A 22,274-nucleotide genomic window follows, 5' to 3' on the forward strand; every position below is an offset into this window, starting at 1 on the left:
ATAGGGGCGGCGCCGCGCGGGCGAAAGGAAATGTTTCAGAACGACAGGCGTCAAACCGCCGGGGGTGTAAGAGTTCACCGGCAAGGCGAGGGGCTCACCGGTTCAAATGATCCAGCCGCGCCCGCACCGACAGGCCATGCGCTTCCAGACTCTCGGCGCGGGCGAGCGTCTCGGCGGCGGGGCCGATGGCGGTCAGCGCCTCGGGGGTCATCCTGGCCAGCGTGGTGCGTTTGAGGAAATCCATGACCGAGAGGCCCGAGGAGAATCGCGCCGAGCGCGCGGTAGGCAGAACATGGTTCGGCCCGCCCACATAATCCCCTATGGCCTCGGGCGTCCATGCCCCCAGAAAGATCGCGCCGGCATGGGTGATCCGCGCCGAGAGCGCGTCGGGATCGGCCACGCAAAGCTCAAGGTGCTCGGGTGCGATGCGGTTCGACAGCGCGGCGGCGGTGGCGAGGTCGGGCACGGTGATGATGGCGCCATAGTCGCGCCAGCTTGCCCCCGCGATGGCGCGCCGCTCCAGCGTTTCCAGCCGCGCCGCGATGGCGGTGGCCACGTCGCGCGCCAACCCCGCATCATCAGTGATGAGAATGGCCTGCGCGCTCTCGTCATGTTCCGCCTGGCTGAGCATGTCGAGCGCGATCCAGTCGGGGTTCTGGCCCTTGTCGGCGATGACAAGGATCTCGGATGGCCCCGCGATCATGTCGATGCCCACCTTGCCAAAGACCCGCCGTTTCGCCGCCGCAACAAAGGCGTTGCCCGGCCCGGTGATCTTGTCCACCGGGGCAATCGTTTCGGTGCCATAGGCCAGCGCCGCAATCGCCTGCGCGCCACCGATGCGATAGATTTCGTCCACGCCTGCGATTTCCGCCGCCAAGAGAACCAGCGGGTTTGCCTTGCCATCGGGGGTGGGCACCACGACAGCCAGCCGCTCGACCCCGGCCACCTTGGCGGGAATGGCGTTCATCAGCACGGATGAAGGGTAAGAGGCAAGACCGCCCGGCACATAGAGCCCCGCCGCCGACACCGGCGACCAGCGCCAGCCCAGCATCGCGCCGCTCTCCTCGGTCCAGCTTGCATCCTCGGGGATCTGGCGCGCGTGATAGGCACGGATGCGCGCGGCGGCCAGATCGAGCGCATCGCGCTCGGACTGCGGCACCCGCGCGATGAGGGCGTCAATCTCTTCTTCCGAAAAGCGCAGCGTCTCGGGCGTGAGGGTGAGCCGGTCAAAGCGTTCCGTAAGTTCGATCACCGCCGCGTCGCCGCGCGCGCGCACATCGGCGATGATCGCGGCCACGGTGTCGTCCACGTCAGGGCTGTCTTCGCGCTTGGCGGACAGAAGCGCGGCAAAGCGGGTCTCGAAATCGGGCTGGGACGCGTCAAGGGTGATCGGCATGGGCGGCTCCTTTGGCAGCGGGATAGCCGGGGCGGGGGCGAGGCTCAAGCCCCGCCGCTCCTCAGGTGTCGTGCTGCGGGATCTTGCCCGAGGGGGCGCGATAGGGGCGGGTGACGTCACGAAGCGTGACCTCGAGCGCCTCGACAGCGAGCCGGATCGCGCCATCGCCCGCCAGCGTCAGGATCAGATGGCCCGCGCTGTCCTCCCCCGGTTCGAAGGAAAGCGAGAGCAGAGACAGGATGGTGTCGCGATCGTCGCGGTCAATGCCGTGGCTTGAGATGCGCAGCACGTTGTCCACCACGAGCAGCGATTGCACGCGCTCCGGCGCATGCCGCGCGCGCGCGGCATCCTCCCAGCGAAAGCGGTTGAGCAACAGCACAAAGCGTCGGGCCTTCGCCGCCCAGGTCATCTCGGTAATGGGAAACACCGCGTCCTGCGCGAGGGTTGATATCACTTGCAGATCGTCCGGGTCGAGCGCGCCCAGATTGAGCGGCGTCTCGCGCCCGTCCTCGAAGGTGGCATCGCGTGTCATTGGCCGCTGATCCTTTCGATTTTCGCGCCGACGGCGCCCAGCTTTTCCTCGACCCGTTCGTAGCCGCGGTCAAGGTGATAGACGCGGTTGACGATGGTCTCGCCCTCTGCCGCCAGCCCCGCAAGGATGAGCGAGACGGAGGCGCGCAGATCGGTCGCCATCACCGGCGCGCCCTTGAGGTGATCGACCCCGGTCACGGTGGCGGTGCCGCCATGCACGTCGATGCGCGCCCCCATGCGCATCAGTTCCGGCGCGTGCATGAACCGGTTCTCGAAGATGCGTTCCTCGAGCACCGATGTGCCTTCGGCTGTGGTCAGGAGCGCCATCATCTGCGCCTGAAGGTCGGTCGGGAAGCCGGGGAACGGCTCTGTCACCACGTCGACAGCGCGCACGCGGCCATTCCTGCGGGCGACCTTGAGACCGGACGCCGTCTCTTCGACGGAAATGCCCGCCGCGTCGAGCCTCTCGCAGAAAGCGGCAACAAGGTCGATCCGCCCGCCGAGGCATTCCACCTCGCCGCCGCAGATCGCGGGGGCCAGCATGTAGGTGCCAAGCTCGATCCGGTCAGGGACAACCGCATGGGTCGCGCCGCCGAGCCGGTCCACGCCCTGCACCGTGATCGTGCCCGTGCCTTCCCCCTCGATCTGTGCGCCCATCTTGCGCAGGCATTGGGCCAGATCGACGATCTCCGGCTCGCGCGCGGCGTTCTTCAGGATCGTCGTGCCCTTGGCCAGCGTCGCCGCCATCAGCGCGTTTTCCGTGGCCCCCACCGACACGAAGGGAAACTCCACCGTGCCGCCACGCAGCCCACCGGGGGCCTTGGCATGCACATAGCCATCCCTCAACTCCAGGTCCGCCCCCATCGCTTCGAGCGCCTTGAGGTGCAGATCGACGGGCCGCGCGCCGATGGCGCAGCCGCCGGGCAGCGACACGACCGCGTGACCCTCGCGCGCGAGCATCGGCCCAAGCACAAGGATCGAGGCGCGCATCTTGCGCACGATGTCGTACTCGGCCTTGTGGTTGGTGATCGCGTGCGATGAGAGCGCCAGAACCTGCCCGCCCTGCATCTGCGCCACTTCCGCCCCGAGCGATTGCAGCAGAACGCTCATGGTGCGGATGTCCGACAGACGCGGCGCGTTGGTAAGCGTGAGCGGTTCCTCGCTCAGAAGCGTTGCCGGCATGAGCGTGAGACAGGCATTTTTGGCCCCGGCAATCGGGATCTGCCCGGAAAGGGGCCCGTTGCCCGTGACGATGATGGAATCCATGCTGCTCTAGTCCTTGCTTTCTGTTTTTGCCCCGGTATCGCCCTTGTCCGCGCCGCGCGCGCGCGCCTGCGCCTTGCGCCTTGCCAGATTGGCCTTGAGTGCGGATCTGAGCCGGTCCTCGCGGCTTTCGGCTGGTTTCTCGCGGGGTTCGGGAGTGGGTTTCTTGGTCATGCGGTCTCTCTTACAGGAGGCACCAAAATGCGTCCAGTTACCCCTTGCACCACGAGCGAGAAGCGTCTAATGACCCCGCCACACGCTGCTGCTGTAGCTCAGTGGTAGAGCGCACCCTTGGTAAGGGTGAGGTCGGGAGTTCAATCCTCCCCAGCAGCACCAGCGCCCTTCAAACTCGACGCACCGGAACGGCGCTATGCGCATTAACCTGTTTTGCGGCTTGCCGTTGACCGGTTGCTGGCGTCTGTGGCAACCGTGGGTTGTGACTGTCGGGATATCACGATGCTTCTGTTTGCGAGTCTTCTGGGTCTGGTCGCCGTCTCGGCGTCGGCTCTTGTCGGTTTCGACAACGAGACCGACAGCGACGAGACCGAAGCAGAACCACCCGCCACCCCTCACGAACAATCCGAAGGCCCGGATCTGCTGAACGCCTTGCTGGCTCCGGCGCAGGTTGCGGCAGCGGCAGAACCGGGCGCGGGCATTGGGGTTGAGCCCGCCCTGGTCGAAGCCGGATGGCAGATCGTCGAGGGCGGCACCGGGATGGATGCGATCTCCGGAACGGATGCCCCCGAGATGATCCTCGGCCGCGACGGCGATGACCTGATCGACGCGGGCGGCGGGCCTGACGAGGTGCGGAGTGGCGCGGGTGACGATCTGATCCGGGGTGGTGCGGGCCCGGACACGCTGCACGGCGGTGACGGGCGGGACGTGCTCGACGGTGGACCGGGCGATGACCGGCTTTTCGGGCATAACGGCAATGACACGTTGTTTGGCGGCGAGGGCAATGACAGTCTTGTCGGCAGCGCCGGAAACGACATGCTCTTTGGCGGTGATGGCGATGATGCGCTTCATGGCGCGCTCGACGATGACTGGCTGCACGGCGGGATGGGGTCGGATACGCTCTTTGGCGGGCACGGCAATGACACGTTGATCGGGATTGTGGACAATCCCGCGACGGCACGTCTCGACGATCTCGACGACGGGCGGGATTTTCTCAATGGCGGTGCCGGCGATGACGTGATCCTTGCTGGGCGGAGCGATATCGTCACCACCGGTAGCGGCGCGGACCGCGTGGTTCTCGGCGACTGGCTGGATGCGGCGCATCAGGTGGAGATCCTCGATTTCTCGGCCGAACACGACTTACTGATGGTGGTCTATGACAAGACCGGGCCAGAACCGGACATCGCCCTTGCCCCGGACGCGGAAGCCGCCAGCGACATGCGGCTTCTTCTCAACGGGGTCGAGATCGCGCGAATCGCCAACGCCGAGGGCTTGACGCTGGATCATGTCGCGCTGGTTTCGCAATCGGAACTGTTGGCGCTCGCGCGGCTCTGACCCAGATTCCCGCTTTCAATCCAGACGGAATTCCCCTATACGCGCGTATCCTTCGGGCCACCGTGCCTGTTGCGACCCGGACCTTGCTGGACGACATCCCGGCTTGCGCCCGTCACATTCTGATAAAAGGAGACCCCGATGTCGATCACTGCCGAAGAAAAGGCCCGCGTCATCAAGGAATTCGCGACCAAGGAGGGCGACACCGGTTCTCCCGAGGTTCAGGTTGCGATCCTCACCTCGCGGATCACCACGCTCACCGAGCATTTCAAAACCCACAAGAAGGACAACCACGGTCGCCGTGGCCTTCTGATGATGGTCGCGCAGCGCCGCAAGCTGCTCGATTACCTCAAGCGCAAGGAAGAGGCGCGCTATACCGACCTCATCAAGCGCCTTGGCATCCGCCGCTGAGCGCACTTCATCGTTCTGAGGAGAAAAAGGGGCCCCCCATCGGGCCCCTTTTGCCGTTTGCGGCCTCAGACCCCGATCAGCGCATCGGCCAGCGCCATGTACAGCGGGATCGAAAGGATTGCCACTGGCGTGCCCAGCCCGGTCGATGTGCCGACATAGACCGAGGGATTGGCTTCGGGCACGGCCAGGACGCTGCTCGACGCATTGGCGGCGCAAGTGGTCGATGTGGTGCTGACCACCGATCCGCCGCAGGATGCCGAAGGCGGCGCGTTCCGCGCGCATCGCATCGCCGAACAGCCGGTATCGCTGCACGGGCGACCCGACCGCGTGGCCCATGACAGCCTCGATACACTCCTGACTGTCGAGGAGATCATCCTGCCCTCTGGCTCGGCCATCCGGGCCGAATTCCTGGCCATCACCGACGCGCGCGGGATTACGCCGCGCGTCGTGGCCAAGGTCGAGGACATGGCGATGATCCGCCTTCTGGCGCGCGAAGGGGCGGGCGTGGCGCTTGCGCCCGATGTGGTCGTGGCTGACGAACTGGCCTCTGGGCGGCTCAAACGCGCGCCCTTCGCGCTCGGCCTTTCAGAACGGTTCTATGCCATCGCCATGCCGCGCGCCTTTCCCCATCCGGCGCTGGAGTCGCTGCTTGCGGCGGCGGCGGGCCCCGCATCGTCCGCCCTTTCCAAACCGGCAAAAAACATGTATTTGGCCCCCACATCTGAGACGTGACGCAATGACCCCGGCGCATGGTATGGTTGAAAGGGGTCGGCGGCAATGGGGCCGCCATGGCAACGGGGGACCCGGGATACGCCCGGGAGCGCCTCCAAGAGGATACATGATGTTCAACGAAACGAAAAAGACGATGCAGTGGGGCGAAGAAACGCTCACGCTGGAAACCGGCAAGATCGCCCGTCAGGCCGACGGCTCCGTGATCGCCACGCTTGGCGAGACCTCGGTCATGGCCAACGTGACCTTTGCCAAGGAACCGAAGCCGGGAATGGATTTCTTTCCGCTGACGGTCCATTATCAGGAAAAATACTATGCTGCTGGCAAGGTGCCCGGCGGCTTTTTCAAGCGCGAGGCGCGACCCTCGGAAAAGGAAACGCTGACCGCGCGCCTGATCGACCGTCCGATCCGCCCGCTTTTCGTGCCCGGCTTCAAGAACGAGACGCTGGTGATGTGCACGGTTCTGTCGCACGATCTGGTCAATGACCCGGATATGGTGGCGATGATCGCCACTTCCGCCGCGTTGACCATCTCGGGCGCGCCCTTCCGAGGGCCGATTGGCGGCTGCCGTGTGGGCTATGTGGATGGCGAATACATCCTCAACCCCGAAATCGACGACATGCACGATCTGCGCAACAACCCCGAGCAACGGCTTGATCTGGTGGTTGCGGCCACCCGCGACGCGGTGATGATGGTCGAATCCGAAGCCTACGAGCTGTCGGAGGACGAGATGCTGGGTGCGGTGACCTTCGCACATGAGCAGATCAAACCGGTCTGCGACCTGATCATCGAATTCGCCGAAGAATGCGCGAAAGAGCCGTTCGATTTCACCCCACCGGATTATTCGGAGCTTTATGCCGCCGTGAAGGCTACCGGTGAAGAACAGATGCGCGCCGCTTTTGCCATCCGCGACAAGCAGGAGCGCACCCACGCCATTTCCGCCGCGAAAGAGGCGATCAAGGCGCAACTGACCGAAGAACAGCTTGCCGATGCCAATCTCGGTTCGGCACTGAAAAAGCTCGAATCGGTGGTGCTGCGCGGCGATGTGGTCAAGAACGGCAACCGGATCGACGGTCGCCGTCTGGATGAGATCCGGCCCATCGTATGCGAAACCGGCCTTCTGCCGCGCACGCACGGATCGGCGCTCTTCACCCGTGGCGAGACGCAAAGCCTGGTCGTGACCACGCTCGGCACCGGCGATGACGAACAGTTCGTCGATGCGCTGCACGGGAATTTCAAATCGAACTTCCTGCTGCATTACAACTTCCCGCCCTATTCGGTCGGCGAAGCCGGGCGCGTCGGCCCTCCGGGACGACGTGAAATCGGCCACGGCAAGCTCGCATGGCGCGCGCTTCAGGCGGTGTTGCCGCCGGCGACCGATTTCCCCTACACGATCCGTCTGGTATCGGAGATCACCGAATCGAATGGTTCTTCCTCCATGGCCACGGTCTGTGGCGGATCGCTGTCGATGATGGATGCAGGCGTTCCGCTCAAGACATCCGTGGCCGGTGTGGCCATGGGCCTTGTGCTCGAGGAAGACGGCGAGTTTGCCATCCTGTCGGATATTCTTGGCGACGAGGATCACCTCGGCGACATGGACTTCAAGGTGGCGGGCACGGCCGACGGCATCACCTCGCTGCAAATGGATATCAAGGTCGCGGGAATCACCCCCGAGATCATGAAGCAGGCGCTGGCGCAGGCCCGCGAAGGCCGGATGCACATCCTGGGCGAGATGGACAAGGCGCTCTCGGGGGCCAATGATTTCTCGGTCCACGCCCCGCGCATCGAGACCATGCAGATCCCGACCGACAAGATTCGTGAAGTGATCGGCTCTGGCGGCAAGGTGATCCGCGAGATTGTCGAGGTTTCGGGCGCCAAGGTCGATATCAACGACGAAGGCATCATCAAGATCGCCTCGCCCAACGGCGAGTCGATCAAGAAGGCCTATGACATGATCTGGTCAATCGTGGCTGAGCCCGAAGAGGGCGGCGTCTACAAGGGCAAGGTCGTCAAGATCGTCGATTTCGGCGCCTTCGTGAACTTCTTCGGCAAGCGCGACGGGCTGGTGCATGTCAGCCAGATCGAGAACCGTCGCCTGAACCATCCCTCCGACGTTCTGAAAGAGGGACAAGAGGTCTGGGTCAAGCTTCTGGGCTTTGACGATCGCGGCAAGGTGCGCCTGTCGATGAAGATGGTCGATCAGGAGACCGGCGATGAGGTCAAGGCCGAGGAAGCCGCAGACTGATCCGCCGTTCCCCGCACCCTGCAAAGCCCCGGCCATGTGCCGGGGCTTTTTGCTTGCCCCATGGATACAGTCAGGCCGGAAGTGCCGCTATCAGCTTCCGTTGCCCGACAAAACCCCCGCAACCCAGCCAGGCACCACATCAGAAGCGCGGCCCCGCAACACTTTGTGGAAATCGTCAGAGACAGCGGAAGGCTCAAGGTTGATCTCGACGCACCGCGCGCCCGCGCAGGCCGCCTCCTGCGCGAAACCGGCGGCGGGCCAGACCTGCCCCGAGGTCCCGATGGCTGCAAAGATCGACGCCCCCGCCAGATGGTCTAGGATCTCCTCCATCCGGTAGGGAAGCTCGCCGAACCAGACCACATCGGGGCGACAGGCGTGCGCGCTGCAACGCGGACAGGTATCGCGTTCGGACATGGAAAGCGCCGCCTGCCAGCGATGCCCGCACGCGGCGCAAAGAGCGCGGGACAACTCCCCGTGCATGTGGATCGCATCGCGGCTCCCGGCTGCCTCGTGCAAGCCGTCCACGTTCTGCGTGACGATCACCACCTCGGCGCGCGCCTCGGCCTGCAACCGCGCCAGCGCCATATGCGCCGCATTGGGTCGCGCCTGCGCCGCCTGCACACGGCGCGCGTTGTAGAAGCAATGCACCAGCGCGGGGTTGCGGGCAAAGCCGTCGGGCGTCGCCACATCCTCGATGCGGTGCTCGGCCCAGAGGCCACCCGCATCGCGGAACGTGCCCAGCCCGCTCTCGGCGGAAATGCCCGCACCGGTGAGAATGACGATCTTTTCCATCGCGCCCTCCTGCCCTATCTGTGCCCCACCGGAGGAGCCATGACCACCCGCATTCTCTTTGTCTGCCTTGGCAATATCTGCCGCTCACCCGCCGCCGAAGGCGTGTTTCGCATGCTCGCCCCCTGGGCCAGGACCGACAGCGCAGGCACCTCGGGCTGGCACGTGGGAGAGCCCCCCTATGGCCCGATGCAGGCCGCGGCACGGGCGCGGGGTCTCGACCTCTCTGACCTGCGCGCGCGCCGCATATGGCCCGGGGATTTCGAGCACTTCGACCTGATCCTTGCAATGGACGGCGCGACCATGGCCGATACCGAGGCGCTGCGCCCCGAGGGAAACACCACGCCTTTGCGGGTTTTTACCGACTACGCGCCAGATCGGGGGGCAAACCATGTGCCCGATCCCTATTACACGCGCGATTTCGAGGGTGCGCTCGACCTGATCGAGGCCTGCGCACGCGGGCTTCTGGCCGATCTGCGCCGCTAATCGTGGGGTGCGAAGGAATTTCGCAGAAATTCCTTTCAAGAAAATTCGCGAATTTTCTTGTCCTCCTCTCCGGCACGACGCTGATTTCGGATTTTCCGAAACCCCGCTTCGCAGCTTGCAAAAACCCTGTCACGGGTGCCGTAACCCCCTTGCCGCGCGACCATCGCCCTCCCATCCATAAGGCAGAGGAGCCCGCGCCATGCCCGTCACGTATCTCAAGACCGCCACCGACACCCCACCCGAAACCACGGCGGATATTACAGACACCGTGCGCATCATGCTGGCGCGACTGCGGGCCGGGGGCGCGCAGGTGGCACTGGAATATGCCCGCGATCTCGACCGCTGGCAGGGGCCGATTGCTGTCAGCCGGGCCGAGATCGAGGCCGCCTCGGCGCGCGTCCCGCAAGCACTCAAGGACGATATTGCCTGGGCGCACGACAATATCCGCCGCTTTGCCGAAGCGCAGCGCGCCACCGCGCAGGACATGGAGATCGAACTGCGCCCCGGTCTCATGGCGGGGCAAAAGCAGATCCCCGTGCAAGCGGCGGGCTGTTACGTGCCGGGTGGGCGCTATTCCCACATCGCCTCGGCGCTCATGTCCATCGCCACGGCGCGCGCGGCGGGGGTGCATGACATCACCGCCTGTTCTCCTCCCTCGGGCGGGGCGGGCATCCCCGACGCGCTGCTCTACACGATGGACCGCGCGGGGGCCTCGCGTATCCTCTGTCTCGGCGGGGTGCAGGCGATTGCCGCCATGGCCTTTGGCCTTTTCGGCGCTCCAGGGGCAGATATCCTTGTCGGTCCGGGCAACGCCTATGTGGCCGAGGCCAAGCGCCAGCTTTTCGGCCCCGTGGGCATCGACATGGTGGCCGGCCCCACCGACAGCCTGATCCTCGCCGACGAGACCGCTGACCCTGATGTGGTCGCCGCCGATCTGGTCGGGCAGGCCGAGCATGGAGGCAATTCTCCAGTCTGGCTTGCCACCACCCATCGCCCGCTGGCCGAAGCGGTGATCGCCCGCGCGCCCGCCGTCATCGCCGCCCTGCCCGAACCCAACCGCAGCGCCGCGAGCGCGGCCTGGCGCGATCTGGCCGAGGTGGTGCTTTGCGACAATGCCGAGGAGATGGCCGCCCATGCCGACACCCGCGCGCCCGAGCATCTTCATGTGCAGGTCCGTGATCTCGACTGGTGGCTTGCGCGCCTCACCGCCTATGGCTCGCTTTTCCTTGGCGAGGCGACGACCGTGGCCTTCGGCGACAAGGCGGCGGGGCCGAACCATGTCTTGCCCACCTCCGGGGCCGCGCGCTACACAGGGGGGCTGTCGGTGCACAAGTTTCTGAAAACTGTCACCTGGCAGAAGGTCGCGCCGCAGGCGCTCGACCAACTGGCCGGTGTGACGGCGCGGCTCAGCCGCGCCGAGGGAATGGAAGGTCACGCGCGCAGCGCAGATATCCGCATGGGCGCGGGAACACGCGTCCTCAGCTCGGCAGGGTAAGGCAAGACCATGAAAACCGTCGGGATTCTCGGAGGGATGGGACCAGAGGCCACCATCCTGCTGATGCAGAAGGTGCTTGCCGCCGTTCCCGCGCGCGACGACGCCGATCATGTGCCGCTCCTTGTCCATCAGAACCCACAGGTTCCAAGCCGCATCAAGGCGTTGATCGAGGGCGGCGGCACAGATCCCGGCCCGGTGCTGGCGCGCATGGCGCGCGATCTGCGCGCAGCCGGGGCAAAGGCGCTCGCCATGCCCTGCAACACCGCACATCACTATGCGCCCGCGATCCAAAACGCGACCGACCTGCCCTTTCTCGACATGCTGGAGTTAACCGCCGAGCATCTGTCGATGGTCGGCGCGCGGCGCGTCGGAATGCTCGCCTCGCCCGCCACGCGGCTTGCGGGGGTATTCGACGCGCCTTTTGCCGCGCACGGCCTCACGCCGGTGTTTCTCGACGATGACACGAGCCTGCTGGCGATCATCCGCGCAGTCAAGGCGAGCGAAGGCCCGATCATCCTGAAGCCCCGCCTTCGGAGCGAGGCCGAGACCCTGCTGTCTCAAGGCGCCGATCACCTGCTCGTGGCCTGCACCGAACTGTCACTGATGACCGATGCGCTGCCACAAAGCGCGGCCCGAACCGACAGTCTCGATTGCCTGACGCGCGCGATTGTGGCTTTTGCCCGCGCCTGAGTTCCGCCTATTCGGCCGTGCGCTCCGCAACCCGCTCAAGATGCATCCGCAGATGCTCTGCCTCATAGCGCGCCTCGCGCAGACCCTCCATGGTGGCGGAAAGCTCTGCCTCGGTCTGGCTAAGCTGATTGGTCAGCTCGGCCTCGCGCTGTTGCAGATAGGTGATCGCCTGATCGCGGGTCTCCTCGGCCTCGTGCAATTCCTGCGCCAATCGCTCGAGTTCTCCGACATCCGAGGACTTTACCCGCACAAAGCGGTGCACCAACCAGTTGGCGAACCACCCCATGCAGAACGCCACGAAAAGCACGATGGCTGTGGCGATAATGAATTCAGTTCTGTTCATCCGATGGAGGATCCTGGCTGGCCGCGACGCTACCACCTTCTTCCCCCTTATGCTCAAGGCTTTCAAGCCCTGTCTGCACCTCGGCCACAGGCTCGGGACGAATCACCCGGAATTCGATCCGCCGGTTGATCTCGCGCCCCTCTTCGGTGGCGTTGTCGGCGATCGGGCGGCTCTCGCCATAGCCCTTCGCCTCCAGCGCCGAGGTCAGAACGCGGCGCAGGCGCAATTCGTCCAGCACCGCGCGCGCGCGCTCAAGGCTCAGTTGCGCGTTCATCTCCTCGCGGCCCTGACTGTCGGTATGGCCGCCGATTTCCATGCGGATATCGCCGCACACCTTCAGAATATCGGCAATCTCGTCGAGGATCGCGGCCCCGGCCCGGTCGATCGTGGCCGATCCTGGTTCGAACCCGATCTTGGCCTCGCGTTGCACCTCTTCGATGCGGGCTTCGCACTCGTCGGGTGTTGGAAGGCTTGCTACCGGATCAAGCTGCTCCTGATAGGTGACATCGATCGCAAAGCGTTCCGCCCCGCCCAGACGATCCGCCAAAAGCTTCGCGATCTCGGCCCCGGCGCTATTGCGTCCGGTCTTGCCCGAGACCTCGACCACCTCGGGGGTGACGGTTACCGCGCCATTGGCCAGATGGCTGAGCGCCTCCAGCCCCAGAAGCACGCGCATCGACCAATCGCGCGGCAGGCCCTCGGCCACCCGCGCCGTCATGTGAACCGCGCCAGAGGTAAAGCGCGCGCGCGCAAAACTGATCACCGTAGAGCGCATCTGCTCGCTCGCAACACGGCCTCGCAGCAGAACCTGCCCCTCGGGTGACAGCGTGGCGATGAATTCGGGCACCACAGGCGCGCTGGCATCGGGCAAGGGCGGCAGGGTCGCATCAAGGGCAAAGACGTCGGGCAGGCGCCCCTCAAGCGCGCCCACCACATCGTCAAAAAGGCTTGGATCCGTCCCCTGCTCGGCCAGAAGCGCGATGTCGGCGTCAGAAAAGGTGACGCTGCCTGCGCCCAGCTTGGCGAGCGCGGCAATCGTTTCCTCGACGGCACGCGCCCATTGCGGTGTCGGCACGCCCATGCCCACGACGCATTCGGTGCGCTCGCTCAGCCCCACGCGGCCCCCCGCACGCAGGATACGGTCACGCGCTTCGTCGGTATCGGCAGAGCAGGCATCGAATCGCGCGCCTCGCTCGTCGATGACAAAGCGTAGGGTAAAGGGGGTGATCACAGGGCGCGGCGCGGCAATATCCAGCGAAAGCGCGACCGCTTCGGGGGTGCGGCGGGCCAGATCGATCTCGACCCGGCGCTTTTCCTCGGCGCTGTCCACCATGGCGGTGATCTCGACGCGCTCGGCAGTCACCGAAATCTTGCTGCGCGGCAAAAGACCGAGCGAGCGCACCGCATAGCGCAGCGCGGGCCGCCAGGTTGCGGGCGCGGGATAATCGGCGGCATCGAGCAGGTCGGCGATCGGCGCGCCATTGGTCGCCTCGGACATATCGGCCAGAAGCTGATGGCGGTCGAGTGTCGCGGGCACGAGACCGATGAGCGAAATGCCGCGCTCGTTGCGCAAGATCTCGATGGCGAATTGCGGCGGGGCAAGGGCCTCGGCTTCTTCCACAACGGTCTGGTCCAGAACCCTTGCCGCATCGACGACGGACCCGGCCACCGAGAGCGCGGAAAAGCGCGCGGCCTCGGTCGGCGCGGTGCCGGCCAGAAAGACCTGAAGCCCGTCCGTGTCCACATCGGCCCAGTGCATCCCGCGCGCATCGAGCGCATCGCGCACCGCGCGGCGCGAACCGTCCTCGATCGCGCTGACAGCGAAACCGGCCGCCACGACACAGATCGCGCCCGCACCCGCAAATGTTCCGCCGATGGTCAGGATCGAGGAAAGACGCATGGGGCAGCGGCCCTTTTCTTGTTGCAGACGACCCGTCTTAGGCGCGCGCAGCTTCAAGCGCAATCAGACCAGAAGCGCACTGGCGAAAAACAGCACAGGCAACAGCCCCGCATCGCGGTTGGAACGGAATAGCCGAAGCAGGCGCCCAGCATCGTCGAGTTTCAGTTGCCGCAACTGCCAGTGCATATGCCAGCCCATCGCCCAGACCCCACCGAGCGCGACAACCAGCGCCATGGGGTTCGACGGCCCCGCCAGAATGACCGCCCCCGCCATCAGGAGCACCGTCACCACCAGGAACCGCCGCAGCCAGCGCGGGGAATTCTCGCCGAAAAGCCGCGCAGTCGATTTCACCCCGATGAGCGCGTCATCCTCGGCATCCTGATGGGCATAGATCGTGTCATAAAACAGCGTCCAGGCGATCCCGGCAAGGTAGAGCACCACCGCCGGAGCCTCGAGCCGCCCGGAATGCGCCGTCCAGGCCAGCAGCGCGCCCCAGTTGAACGCCAGGCCAAGAAACACCTGCGGCCACCAGGTGAACCGCTTGGCGAAAGGATAAACCGCCACCGGCGCAAGCGCGAGCACGCCAAGCACAATCGCCGCGCTGTTGAAGGTCAGCAGGACAGAGAACGCCACCAGCGCCTGCGTGCCCATCCAGACGACCGCGCCGCGCAGCGTGACCTGCCCCGAGGGGATGGGCCGCGACGCGGTGCGCGCTACGCTGCCGTCGATGTCGCGGTCGGTGATGTCGTTCCAGGTGCAGCCCGCCCCGCGCATCAGCACCGCGCCTATGCCGCAGCCAACAAAAATCCACAGATCGTGCCATCCCGCGCGCCCGTCCGCCAGCATCGCCAGCAAAAGGCCCCACCAGCAGGGCAGAAGCAAAAGCCACGTCCCGATGGGCCGGTCGGCGCGGCTGAGCCGCAGAAAGGGGCGCGTTGCCCCGGGCGCATGGCGGTCCACCCAATTGCCCGCATAGGCATCGGCCACCGCACCTGTGGCCTCTGGCGTCCGGTTTCCCTCGCTCATATGCTGGCCTCATGACAGGGGACAAGATCAGGCTTTATCTAGAGCACCCGCTGGGGGAAGGGCAAACCCTTCCTCTGAGCGGGCCGCAGGCGCATTACCTCTTTGGTGTCATGCGGCTTGGGCCGGGGAACGCTTTGCGCGTGTTCAACGGGCGCGATGGTGAATGGCGCGCGAGCGTGACCGAGGCGGGCAAGCGCGGCGGCCTGCTGCGCGTCGGGGTGCAGACCGCGCCGCAACGCAACCCGCCCGATCTGTGGCTGCTGTTCGCGCCGATCAAGAAGGCGCGCACCGATTTCATCGTCGAGAAGGCCGCCGAGATGGGCGCGGCGCGGATCGTGCCGGTTCAGACCGAGTTCACCAATTCCGAGCGCATCCGGCAGGACCGGCTTCAGGCCCATGCCGTCGAGGCCGCCGAGCAATGCGGCGGCACTTTCGTGCCGGAGGTGGCGGACCTCACCCGCCTCGAGCGGCTGCTTGCGGACTGGCCCGAGGACCGGCATCTGATGTTCTGCGACGAGACGCTTGCGGGCACCGCGCCCGCTCTGCCGGGTGGTCTCGGAGGAGCGCCCTGGGCGGTGCTGATCGGTCCCGAGGGCGGCTTTTCCGAGGCCGAGCGCGCGCGGTTGCGTGCCTTGCCGCAAGCCCATGCCATAAGCCTCGGGCCGCGCATCCTGCGCGCCGATACCGCCGCCGTCGCCGCCCTCACCCTCTGGCAACTGAGTTGCGGAGACTGGGGATGAGCCTTGTCCGCCCCGCCGCGTCGCAAAGCCTGCGCCGCTGGCGCGAGGTGCTGGTGGCGCTTGGTCTGGCCGCGCTCGGCCTCTGGTGGGTGCTGACCGGCTTTGGTTTGCTCCGGTGGATCGGCTGGGCGCTGCTCATTTCCGCCGCAGCGCTTGGACTGGCCGCACTGCAACGGATGCGGTTCCGGCGTGGCGCGGGCGGGCCGGGGGTGGTGGTGGTGGACGAGGGTCTGATCGCCTATCTTGGCCCCGAGACAGGCGGCGCGGTCGCGCTGTCGGAGATCACCGCGCTTGCGCTTGACCCCATGGGGCCGCACTGGGTGCTGTCGCAACCGGGCCAGCCCGATCTCCATATTCCGCTCGATGCCGAGGGGGCCGAGGCGCTTTTCGACGCCTTCGCCGTGCTTCCCGGTCTGCGCACGGAACACATGCTGGCGCGGATGCGCCGCCCCGGACCCGCGCCCGAGACGCTGTGGCAGCGACACGCGCGCCCGACAACCCACCCAAGGCTGCATTGACACCTGCGCCGAATGACGCCAACTCTGGCCCCCGATAAAAGCGCACGCCGTTCAGGAGACCCCAACATGTCCATTCCCCAATCCGGCGGCGGGCCGATCGAGCACCACGAGCAATTGGCCGAGTATCTGGCGAGCGGGTGCAAGCCCATCTCTGACTGGCGCATCGGCACCGAGCACGAGAAATTCGGCTATTGCAAGGACACGCTGCGCCCGTTGCCCTATGAGGGCCCGCGCTCGATCCTTGCGGTGCTGGAGGGGCTGCGCGACGGGCATGGCTGGGCCCCTGTAGAGGAGGCGGGCCACCTCATCGGGCTGGAGAAGGACGGCGCAAATGTGAGCCTGGAGCCGGGCGGGCAACTGGAACTTTCAGGCGCACCGCTGGAAACCATCCACCAGACCTGCGACGAGGTGAACGAGCACCTGCGCGACGTAAAGGACATCGCCGACAAGGTGGGCGTCGGCTTTATCGGCCTTGGCGCGGCCCCGATCTGGCGGCACGAGGATATGCCGGTGCTGCCGAAGGGGCGCTATCGGCTGATGACCGATTACATGGACCGTGTCGGTACCATGGGCAAATCCATGATGTATCGCACCTGCACCGTGCAGGTGAATCTCGATTTCGGGTCCGAGGCGGACATGGTGCAGAAGTTCCGCGTGGCCCTCGCGCTGCAACCGGTGGCCACGGCGCTTTTCGCCAATTCGCCGTTTTTCGAGGGCAAGCCCAACGGTCACAAATCCTGGCGCGCGCGTGTCTGGCGTGACCTTGACCCGGCGCGCACGGGTATGCTGCCCTTTGTCTTCGACGAGGGTTTCGGGTTCGAGGCGTACGCAGAGTACGCGCTTGATGTACCCATGTATTTCGTCTATCGCGACGGCGTTTATCACGACGCGCTCGGGCAAAGTTTCCGCGATTTCCTGCGCGGTGAATTGCCCACGCTGCCGGGCGAGAAACCGACGCTCAGCGACTGGGCGGATCACTTGACCACGATCTTTCCCGAAGCGCGAATCAAGAAATTCATGGAGATGCGCGGCGCCGATGGTGGGCCGTGGCGCAGGCTCTGTGCGCTGCCCGCGTTCTGGGTCGGGCTCATGTATGATCAGGGCGCGCTTGATGCCGCCTGGGATCTGGTCAAGGGATGGGATTCTGAGACGCGCGAGGGCCTGCGCGTAGCGGCCAGCGTGGACGGGCTTCAGGCAAAGGTGGGTGGTATCGACATGCACGCGCTTGCGCGCGAGGTGCTGGAGTTGTCGCATGCCGGTCTGAAGGCGCGCGCGCGGCCCGGTGGCGGCGGCATGATCCCCGACGAAACGCATTTCCTCGATGCCCTGCGCGAAAGCGTCGAGACCGGTCGCACCCCCGCCGATGAGCTTCTCGCCCGCTATCACGGCGACTGGCAAGGCGATCTGAGTCGGATCTACGCCGATTACAGCTACTGAGCGCGACCCGCAGCCGCGCGGCGCAATGCCGCAACTGCGAAAGGGCGCTTCGCGGGAAAATCTTGCGCAATAATCAGAATTCGGCCAATTTTCAGCCTGTTCGGATCGTAAATCCGTCGATTCCGGGACACTCGTGAGGCAAATCCCTGCTAGTTTTGGTTACCGGGCCGTCAAGACCCGGATGACGGAACCAACGAGGGAGACCCCAAGATGTCCGATAAATTCGTCGTCGGCTACGACGGCAGCGTATCGGCGCGGCGCGCGCTGGAATTCGCTGTCGAGCGGGCCAAGGCGCAAGGTGGCTGTATCGTGCTGGCCCATGTGCTTGAATGGTCGCCATATTCCTTTCTCACCCCCAAGGAACTCGAGGAGCGCCACAAGCGCCGCCGCGAAGAGATGACGCGGGCCGAGGAACAGATCAACAGCAGCGTGGCCGAGGAATTGAAGAGCGCGGGCGTGCCCGTCGAGGTGGTGATCCGCTACGGCAGCATCGCCGACCTGCTGGGCAAGATCGCCGCCGAGGTCGGCGCGGTTCAGATCTTCGTCGGACGCGAGGGGCAATCGGCGCTGGAGGCGCGGATTTTCGGCTCGGTTGCGGGCGCATTGGTGCAAACCTCGCCGGTGCCCTGCACCATCGTGCCGTAAGACCAACAGGGACAGGGAAAAGGACAAAACAAATGCAACGGATATATTCCACTTTTGCCGCTGCCATGCTGGCGCTTCTGCCGGGCATGGCACAGGCGCAGGCATTCGGGGACCAGATCGATTCGATCTTTGCTGCCAGCACCGGCTGGTTCGTCAATCTGATCTTTGCCGATGTCTTTGGCGTGCCCTGGATCGTCAGCTGGCTGGTGATCGCGGCGGTGGTCTTCACGGTTTATTTCGGCTTTATCCAGTTCCGCGCCTTCCGACACTCCATCGAACTGGTGCGCGGCGATTATTCTGACCCGAACGACGCGGGCGAGGTCAGCCACTTTCAGGCACTGGCCACCGCGCTTTCGGGCACGGTCGGCCTTGGCAATATCGCCGGGGTCGCGGTCGCGGTCAGCATCGGTGGCGCCGGGGCTACCTTCTGGATGATCCTTGCGGGTCTTCTGGGGATGGCCACCAAGTTCACCGAATGCACGCTTGGCGTCAAATACCGCAATGAATACGCGGATGGCACCGTTTCGGGCGGACCGATGTATTACATCAAGAAGGGCTTTGCCGAGCGCGGCCTGCCTCTGGGCGGGTTCATGGCGGTGATGTTCTCGATCTTCTGCGTGCTGGGTGCGCTTGGCGGGGGCAACATGTTTCAGGCCAACCAGGCGGCAAGCCAGGTGCAGGCGGTCGTTGGTGTTCCCGCATGGGTCACCGGACTGGCACTTTCGGTCATCGTGTTCATCGTGATTGTCGGTGGGATCAAGTCCATCGCCCGCGTGACCGAGAAGGTCGTGCCGTTCATGGGGATCGGCTATGTTCTGGTGGCGCTGCTGATCATCCTGATGAACGCCAACATGATCCTCTGGGCCTTTGGCGAGATCTTCCGGGGCGCGTTCACCGATTCGGGGATTGTCGGCGGGATTGTCGGCGCGATCATCCAGGGCTTCCGCCGGGCCGCCTTTTCAAACGAGGCGGGCATCGGCTCTGCCGCCATCGCCCACTCGGCGGTACGCACCAAGGAGCCGGTCACCGAGGGCTTTGTCTCGCTGCTGGAACCGTTCATCGACACGGTGGTGATCTGCACCATGACTTCGCTGGTGATCATCATCACCCAGCAACTGCTGATCGACGCCGAAAGTGGGCGCTACATCCTCAACGAAGCCGGTCGCATCGCGACGGCGAGCGGGGCAACGGGCGGCGTGCCGATCACCTCGGCAGCGTTCGGATCGGTGTTTGGCTGGGCACCCTACGCCCTTGCGCTGGCAGTGGTCCTGTTTGCCTTCTCGACCATGATCACCTGGTCCTATTACGGCCTCAAGGCCTGGACCTACATGTTCGGCGAGGGCAAGAACAAGGAACTCGTGTTCAAGCTGATCTTCTGCGTCTTCGTGTTTATCGGCGCGGTCTCCAGCCTTGGCGCAGTGCTGGATTTCTCGGATGCGGCGCTGTTTGCCATGGGCGTGGTCAACATCATCGCGCTCTACTTCCTGATGCCGATCGTCAAGCGCGAGATGAACAACTATCTGACGCGGCTGCGTTCTGGCGAGATCAAGAAATACAACTGAACACCCTGAAAAAGACAAGGGCCGGGGATCATCCCCGGCCCTTGGCGTTTGTCAAAGCGTGATCGGATCACGCAAGGCTGCGGGTGATTTCCTCACGCTCGAAAATCTCGATGACATCGCCCTCGCGAACATCATCGTAATTCTCGAAGGCCATGCCGCATTCCTGACCGGACTGCACCTCGGCCACCTCGTCCTTGAAACGCTTGAGCGTCTTGAGCGTGCCTTCGTGGATCACCACATCGTCGCGCAGAAGGCGGACACCAGCCGAGCGGCGCGCCACGCCCTCGGTGACAAGGCAGCCTGCCACCTTGCCCACGTTGGAGACCTTGAAGACCTCCTTGATCTTGGCGTAGCCGATGAACTTCTCGCGGATCTCGTTGCCCAGAAGACCGCTTGCCGCCGCTTTCACATCGTCCACCAGATCGTAGATCACCGAATAATAGCGGATTTCCACGCCCTTCTGGTTGGCGCTGTTGCGTGCGGACGCATTGGCCCGGACGTTGAAGCCCAGAACCGGCGCACCGGACGCCTCGGCAAGGCCCACGTCGGATTCTGTGATCGCGCCGACCCCGGAATGGAGCACGCGCACACGCACCTCCTCGTTGCCGATCTTCTCCATCGCCTGAACGATGGCCTCGGCGGAACCCTGCACATCGGCCTTGACGAGGATCGGCAGTTCCTTGACGTTCTCGTCTTCCTTGGCCTTGGCCAGAAGCTGTTCGAGCGTGGCCCCGGCCCCGGCTGCGGCGCGTTTTTCCTTGGCCTTCTCATAGCGGTAATTGGCGATCTCGCGGGCCTGTGCCTCGGTGTCAACCACGTTGAGAACGTCGCCCGCCTCGGGTGTGCCGTTGAGGCCCAGAACCTCGACCGGCGAAGATGGCCCGGCCTCCTTGATGCGCTCGCCGCGGTCGTTCACCAGCGCGCGCACCTTGCCGTATTGCTCGCCCACGACAAAGATGTCGCCCTGCTTGAGCGTGCCGCGCTGCACCAGAACGGTGGCGATCGGGCCGCGGCCCACATCGAGTTTGGCCTCGATCACGGCGCCCTCGGCGGCGCGCTCGGGGTTGGCCTTCAACTCCAGTATCTCGGCCTGAAGCGCGATCGCCTCAAGCAACTCGTCAAGACCCTGCCCGGTCATGGCCGAAACCTCGACATCCTGCACGTCACCCGACATTTTCTCGACCACGACCTCTTGGCGCAGAAGATCGGCGCGCACCTTGTCGGGATCGGCGGCGGGCAGGTCGATCTTGTTGATCGCCACGATCATCGGCACACCGGCAGCCTTGGCGTGATTGATGGCCTCGATGGTCTGCGGCATCACCGCGTCGTCGGCGGCTACGACGAGCACGACGATATCCGTCACCTGCGCGCCGCGTGCGCGCATCGAGGTAAAGGCCGCGTGGCCGGGCGTGTCCAGGAAGGTCAGCAACGTGCCGCTGTCGGTGGTGACCTGATAGGCGCCGATATGCTGGGTAATGCCGCCGGCCTCGCCCGCGACGACCTTGGCATCACGGATTGCATCGAGCAGCGAGGTCTTGCCGTGGTCCACATGGCCCATGATGGTGATCACAGGCGGACGCGGCTTGAGATCCTCGGGCCTGTCATCGACCGTGTCGATCACGTCCTCGACATCAGAATCGCTGACACGCACGACACGATGGCCGAATTCCTCGATGATCAGCTCGGCGGTATCGGCGTCGATCGACTGGTTCTGCGTCACCATCATGCCGCTCTGCATCAGCGCCTTGACCACGTCACCGACGCGCTCGGCCATGCGGTTGGCCAGTTCCGACACAACGATCACCTCGGGCAGTTGCACGTCGCGCACAACCTTTTCGCGCTCCTGCATGCCGCCCATGGCCTTCTGGCGGGCGCGCTCCTGCTTGCGCTTCATGGCGGCCATGGATTTCTGGCGGCCGCCCTCGCCGCCCGCAAGCGCCTGATTGAGCGTGAGCTTGCCGGTGCGTCGGCCTTCGTCGCCCCCGGCCCGGCCTTTACCCCGGCGGGTGTCACGGTCATCCTCTTCGCGGCGACGCGGGGCGACGGGCACGGCGGCCTTGGACGGGGCCGGGCGTGTCGGCGCGGCATCAGGCGCGGGTTCCGCAGCCTCGCGGGCCTTGGCCTCGGTGGCCTCACGCTCGCGGCGCGCCTCCTCCTCGGCCTTCTGGCGGGCACGTTCCTCGGCCTCGCGCTGTTCGCGCTCCTTGGCCTCGGCCTCTTCGCGGCGACGCAGGCGCTCTTCCTCGCGTGCCTTTTCCTCGGCCTCGCGGCGCACGGCGTCATCGGCCTCACGCGCCTTGGCGGCGGCCAACGCCTTCATCCGGCGCTCGAGCTCTGCATCCGAGATCCCGGCGGGGCGCTTGGTGGCACCCGAGGCAGCGGCGGCGGGCGAGCTACCCACACCCGCAGTCGCGCCCGGCTTGGGCACGACAACGCGCTTGCGCTTGGTTTCCACCACGACGTTCTTGGTGCGTCCATGGCTGAAGCTCTGCTTCACGTTCCCCGCACGGGGACCGCCACGCACACCCAAGGGTTTCTTTCCGTCGTTGTCGCTCATATGAT

Annotated in this window: 22 protein-coding genes and 1 tRNA gene; 13 read left to right on the forward strand and 10 right to left on the reverse strand. The window is 65.2% G+C overall.

Translation table 11 applies throughout. From position 1 onward, the window contains the following. Window positions 1–94: 94 nt before the first annotated feature. From hisD (KAK09_RS08860) to KAK09_RS08875, 4 genes are all read right to left on the reverse strand, one after another. A complete protein-coding gene (hisD, locus tag KAK09_RS08860) occupies window positions 95–1,396 on the reverse strand; it encodes a histidinol dehydrogenase (RefSeq protein ID WP_210878581.1) in 1,302 nt (433 codons plus the stop codon). Window positions 1,397–1,457: 61 nt separating this feature from the next. After that, entirely contained in the window at window positions 1,458–1,928 is a 471-nt protein-coding gene (locus tag KAK09_RS08865; RefSeq protein WP_210878582.1) for a DUF2948 family protein, read from the reverse strand. Further along, entirely contained in the window at window positions 1,925–3,193 is a 1,269-nt protein-coding gene (murA, locus tag KAK09_RS08870; RefSeq protein WP_210878583.1) for a UDP-N-acetylglucosamine 1-carboxyvinyltransferase, read from the reverse strand. Before murA ends, KAK09_RS08865 begins: the two co-directional genes overlap by 4 nt. A 6-nt stretch (window positions 3,194–3,199) precedes the next feature. Then, the gene (locus tag KAK09_RS08875; RefSeq protein WP_210878584.1) at window positions 3,200–3,364 is read right to left on the reverse strand and encodes a hypothetical protein; all 165 of its coding nucleotides are present in this window, start codon (window positions 3,362–3,364) and stop codon (window positions 3,200–3,202) included. Between the two features lie 87 nt (window positions 3,365–3,451). Here KAK09_RS08875 and KAK09_RS08880 point away from each other — a divergent pair. The 3 genes from KAK09_RS08880 to rpsO all read left to right on the forward strand — a co-directional run bounded on the left by KAK09_RS08880 (window position 3,452) and on the right by rpsO (window position 5,107). Continuing rightward, window positions 3,452–3,526 (forward strand) — tRNA-Thr (locus KAK09_RS08880). Between the two features lie 120 nt (window positions 3,527–3,646). Next, window positions 3,647–4,699 (forward strand): calcium-binding protein, encoded by a 1,053-nt coding sequence (locus KAK09_RS19010; RefSeq protein ID WP_210878585.1) that lies wholly within the window; start codon window positions 3,647–3,649, stop codon window positions 4,697–4,699. 138 nt (window positions 4,700–4,837) lie between these two features. Continuing rightward, entirely contained in the window at window positions 4,838–5,107 is a 270-nt protein-coding gene (gene rpsO / locus KAK09_RS08890) for a 30S ribosomal protein S15 (RefSeq protein ID WP_210878586.1), read from the forward strand. A 65-nt stretch (window positions 5,108–5,172) separates the two neighbouring features. Here rpsO and KAK09_RS08895 read toward each other — a convergent pair whose 3' ends face one another. Further along, entirely contained in the window at window positions 5,173–5,289 is a 117-nt protein-coding gene (locus tag KAK09_RS08895; protein WP_336244441.1) for a sodium-dependent bicarbonate transport family permease, read from the reverse strand. Between KAK09_RS08895 and KAK09_RS08900 the strand changes: the two genes are divergently transcribed. Further along, complete coding sequence (locus tag KAK09_RS08900) at window positions 5,276–5,839, forward strand: substrate-binding domain-containing protein (RefSeq protein ID WP_247651140.1); 564 nt, start codon at window positions 5,276–5,278, stop codon at window positions 5,837–5,839. The two genes, KAK09_RS08895 and KAK09_RS08900, sit on opposite strands and share 14 nt — an antisense overlap. A gap of 109 nt (window positions 5,840–5,948) precedes the next feature. Further along, window positions 5,949–8,081: a polyribonucleotide nucleotidyltransferase gene (pnp, locus tag KAK09_RS08905; protein ID WP_210878721.1), complete on the forward strand. Its 2,133-nt coding sequence runs from the start codon at window positions 5,949–5,951 to the stop codon at window positions 8,079–8,081. 90 nt (window positions 8,082–8,171) lie between these two features. Here the strand turns inward: pnp and KAK09_RS08910 are convergent, their stop codons facing one another. Beyond that, a complete protein-coding gene (locus KAK09_RS08910; protein ID WP_210878588.1) occupies window positions 8,172–8,873 on the reverse strand; it encodes an NAD-dependent deacylase in 702 nt (233 codons plus the stop codon). A gap of 39 nt (window positions 8,874–8,912) precedes the next feature. On the opposite strand from KAK09_RS08910, the gene KAK09_RS08915 reads away from it, so the two are divergent. The 3 genes from KAK09_RS08915 (at window position 8,913) to cuyB (ending at window position 11,541) form a co-directional block, all read left to right on the forward strand. Continuing rightward, the gene (locus tag KAK09_RS08915) at window positions 8,913–9,356 is read left to right on the forward strand and encodes a low molecular weight protein-tyrosine-phosphatase (protein ID WP_210878589.1); all 444 of its coding nucleotides are present in this window, start codon (window positions 8,913–8,915) and stop codon (window positions 9,354–9,356) included. Between the two features lie 199 nt (window positions 9,357–9,555). Continuing rightward, a complete protein-coding gene (gene hisD, locus KAK09_RS08920) occupies window positions 9,556–10,851 on the forward strand; it encodes a histidinol dehydrogenase (protein ID WP_210878590.1) in 1,296 nt (431 codons plus the stop codon). Between the two features lie 9 nt (window positions 10,852–10,860). Beyond that, the gene (gene cuyB / locus KAK09_RS08925) at window positions 10,861–11,541 is read left to right on the forward strand and encodes a cysteate racemase (protein WP_210878591.1); all 681 of its coding nucleotides are present in this window, start codon (window positions 10,861–10,863) and stop codon (window positions 11,539–11,541) included. Between the two features lie 7 nt (window positions 11,542–11,548). Here cuyB and KAK09_RS08930 read toward each other — a convergent pair whose 3' ends face one another. The 3 genes from KAK09_RS08930 to ubiA form a co-directional block, all read right to left on the reverse strand. Beyond that, window positions 11,549–11,884 carry a hypothetical protein gene (locus KAK09_RS08930; RefSeq protein ID WP_210878592.1) on the reverse strand — a complete coding sequence of 112 codons (336 nt, stop codon included), beginning with the start codon at window positions 11,882–11,884 and terminating at the stop codon, window positions 11,549–11,551. Next, entirely contained in the window at window positions 11,871–13,784 is a 1,914-nt protein-coding gene (locus KAK09_RS08935) for an OmpA family protein (RefSeq protein WP_210878593.1), read from the reverse strand. The genes KAK09_RS08930 and KAK09_RS08935 overlap by 14 nt, the downstream gene beginning before the upstream one ends. A 63-nt stretch (window positions 13,785–13,847) precedes the next feature. After that, complete coding sequence (gene ubiA, locus KAK09_RS08940) at window positions 13,848–14,810, reverse strand: 4-hydroxybenzoate octaprenyltransferase (RefSeq protein ID WP_210878594.1); 963 nt, start codon at window positions 14,808–14,810, stop codon at window positions 13,848–13,850. Window positions 14,811–14,821: 11 nt separating this feature from the next. On the opposite strand from ubiA, the gene KAK09_RS08945 reads away from it, so the two are divergent. From KAK09_RS08945 to KAK09_RS08965, 5 genes are all read left to right on the forward strand, one after another. Then, complete coding sequence (locus KAK09_RS08945) at window positions 14,822–15,550, forward strand: 16S rRNA (uracil(1498)-N(3))-methyltransferase (RefSeq protein WP_210878595.1); 729 nt, start codon at window positions 14,822–14,824, stop codon at window positions 15,548–15,550. Further along, window positions 15,547–16,068, forward strand: a complete 522-nt coding sequence (locus tag KAK09_RS08950) for a hypothetical protein (RefSeq protein ID WP_210878596.1) — start codon at window positions 15,547–15,549, stop codon at window positions 16,066–16,068. The genes KAK09_RS08945 and KAK09_RS08950 overlap by 4 nt, the downstream gene beginning before the upstream one ends. A 66-nt stretch (window positions 16,069–16,134) precedes the next feature. Beyond that, window positions 16,135–17,505: a glutamate--cysteine ligase gene (locus KAK09_RS08955; RefSeq protein ID WP_210878597.1), complete on the forward strand. Its 1,371-nt coding sequence runs from the start codon at window positions 16,135–16,137 to the stop codon at window positions 17,503–17,505. A gap of 210 nt (window positions 17,506–17,715) precedes the next feature. Next, window positions 17,716–18,150, forward strand: a complete 435-nt coding sequence (locus KAK09_RS08960; RefSeq protein WP_210878598.1) for a universal stress protein — start codon at window positions 17,716–17,718, stop codon at window positions 18,148–18,150. A gap of 32 nt (window positions 18,151–18,182) precedes the next feature. Next, on the forward strand, window positions 18,183–19,712 hold the full coding sequence (locus tag KAK09_RS08965) for an alanine/glycine:cation symporter family protein (protein WP_210878599.1): 1,530 nt from the start codon (window positions 18,183–18,185) through the stop codon (window positions 19,710–19,712). Window positions 19,713–19,779: 67 nt separating this feature from the next. Here KAK09_RS08965 and infB read toward each other — a convergent pair whose 3' ends face one another. After that, complete coding sequence (infB, locus tag KAK09_RS08970; RefSeq protein ID WP_210878600.1) at window positions 19,780–22,269, reverse strand: translation initiation factor IF-2; 2,490 nt, start codon at window positions 22,267–22,269, stop codon at window positions 19,780–19,782. Window positions 22,270–22,274: the final 5 nt, after the last annotated feature.

The sequence above is a fragment of the Roseovarius autotrophicus genome (assembly GCF_018069895.1).
Lineage (GTDB): Bacteria > Pseudomonadota > Alphaproteobacteria > Rhodobacterales > Rhodobacteraceae > Roseovarius > Roseovarius autotrophicus.

What these genes read in the sequence shown, in the direction of transcription:
- murA (WP_210878583.1), bottom strand. Translation starts at nt 3,193, where the DNA reads ATGGATTCCATCATCGTCACGGGCAACGGGCCCCTTTCCGGGCAGATC.
- KAK09_RS08935 (WP_210878593.1), bottom strand. Translation starts at nt 13,784, where the DNA reads ATGCGTCTTTCCTCGATCCTGACCATCGGCGGAACATTTGCGGGTGCG.
- KAK09_RS08955 (WP_210878597.1), top strand. Translation starts at nt 16,135, where the DNA reads ATGTCCATTCCCCAATCCGGCGGCGGGCCGATCGAGCACCACGAGCAA.
- KAK09_RS08875 (WP_210878584.1), bottom strand. Translation starts at nt 3,364, where the DNA reads ATGACCAAGAAACCCACTCCCGAACCCCGCGAGAAACCAGCCGAAAGC.
- pnp (WP_210878721.1), top strand. Translation starts at nt 5,949, where the DNA reads ATGTTCAACGAAACGAAAAAGACGATGCAGTGGGGCGAAGAAACGCTC.
- KAK09_RS08950 (WP_210878596.1), top strand. Translation starts at nt 15,547, where the DNA reads ATGAGCCTTGTCCGCCCCGCCGCGTCGCAAAGCCTGCGCCGCTGGCGC.
- hisD (WP_210878581.1), bottom strand. Translation starts at nt 1,396, where the DNA reads ATGCCGATCACCCTTGACGCGTCCCAGCCCGATTTCGAGACCCGCTTT.
- KAK09_RS08910 (WP_210878588.1), bottom strand. Translation starts at nt 8,873, where the DNA reads ATGGAAAAGATCGTCATTCTCACCGGTGCGGGCATTTCCGCCGAGAGC.
- KAK09_RS08930 (WP_210878592.1), bottom strand. Translation starts at nt 11,884, where the DNA reads ATGAACAGAACTGAATTCATTATCGCCACAGCCATCGTGCTTTTCGTG.
- KAK09_RS19010 (WP_210878585.1), top strand. Translation starts at nt 3,647, where the DNA reads ATGCTTCTGTTTGCGAGTCTTCTGGGTCTGGTCGCCGTCTCGGCGTCG.
- rpsO (WP_210878586.1), top strand. Translation starts at nt 4,838, where the DNA reads ATGTCGATCACTGCCGAAGAAAAGGCCCGCGTCATCAAGGAATTCGCG.
- KAK09_RS08945 (WP_210878595.1), top strand. Translation starts at nt 14,822, where the DNA reads ATGACAGGGGACAAGATCAGGCTTTATCTAGAGCACCCGCTGGGGGAA.
- KAK09_RS08865 (WP_210878582.1), bottom strand. Translation starts at nt 1,928, where the DNA reads ATGACACGCGATGCCACCTTCGAGGACGGGCGCGAGACGCCGCTCAAT.
- hisD (WP_210878590.1), top strand. Translation starts at nt 9,556, where the DNA reads ATGCCCGTCACGTATCTCAAGACCGCCACCGACACCCCACCCGAAACC.
- KAK09_RS08960 (WP_210878598.1), top strand. Translation starts at nt 17,716, where the DNA reads ATGTCCGATAAATTCGTCGTCGGCTACGACGGCAGCGTATCGGCGCGG.
- KAK09_RS08915 (WP_210878589.1), top strand. Translation starts at nt 8,913, where the DNA reads ATGACCACCCGCATTCTCTTTGTCTGCCTTGGCAATATCTGCCGCTCA.
- infB (WP_210878600.1), bottom strand. Translation starts at nt 22,269, where the DNA reads ATGAGCGACAACGACGGAAAGAAACCCTTGGGTGTGCGTGGCGGTCCC.
- KAK09_RS08965 (WP_210878599.1), top strand. Translation starts at nt 18,183, where the DNA reads ATGCAACGGATATATTCCACTTTTGCCGCTGCCATGCTGGCGCTTCTG.
- cuyB (WP_210878591.1), top strand. Translation starts at nt 10,861, where the DNA reads ATGAAAACCGTCGGGATTCTCGGAGGGATGGGACCAGAGGCCACCATC.
- ubiA (WP_210878594.1), bottom strand. Translation starts at nt 14,810, where the DNA reads ATGAGCGAGGGAAACCGGACGCCAGAGGCCACAGGTGCGGTGGCCGAT.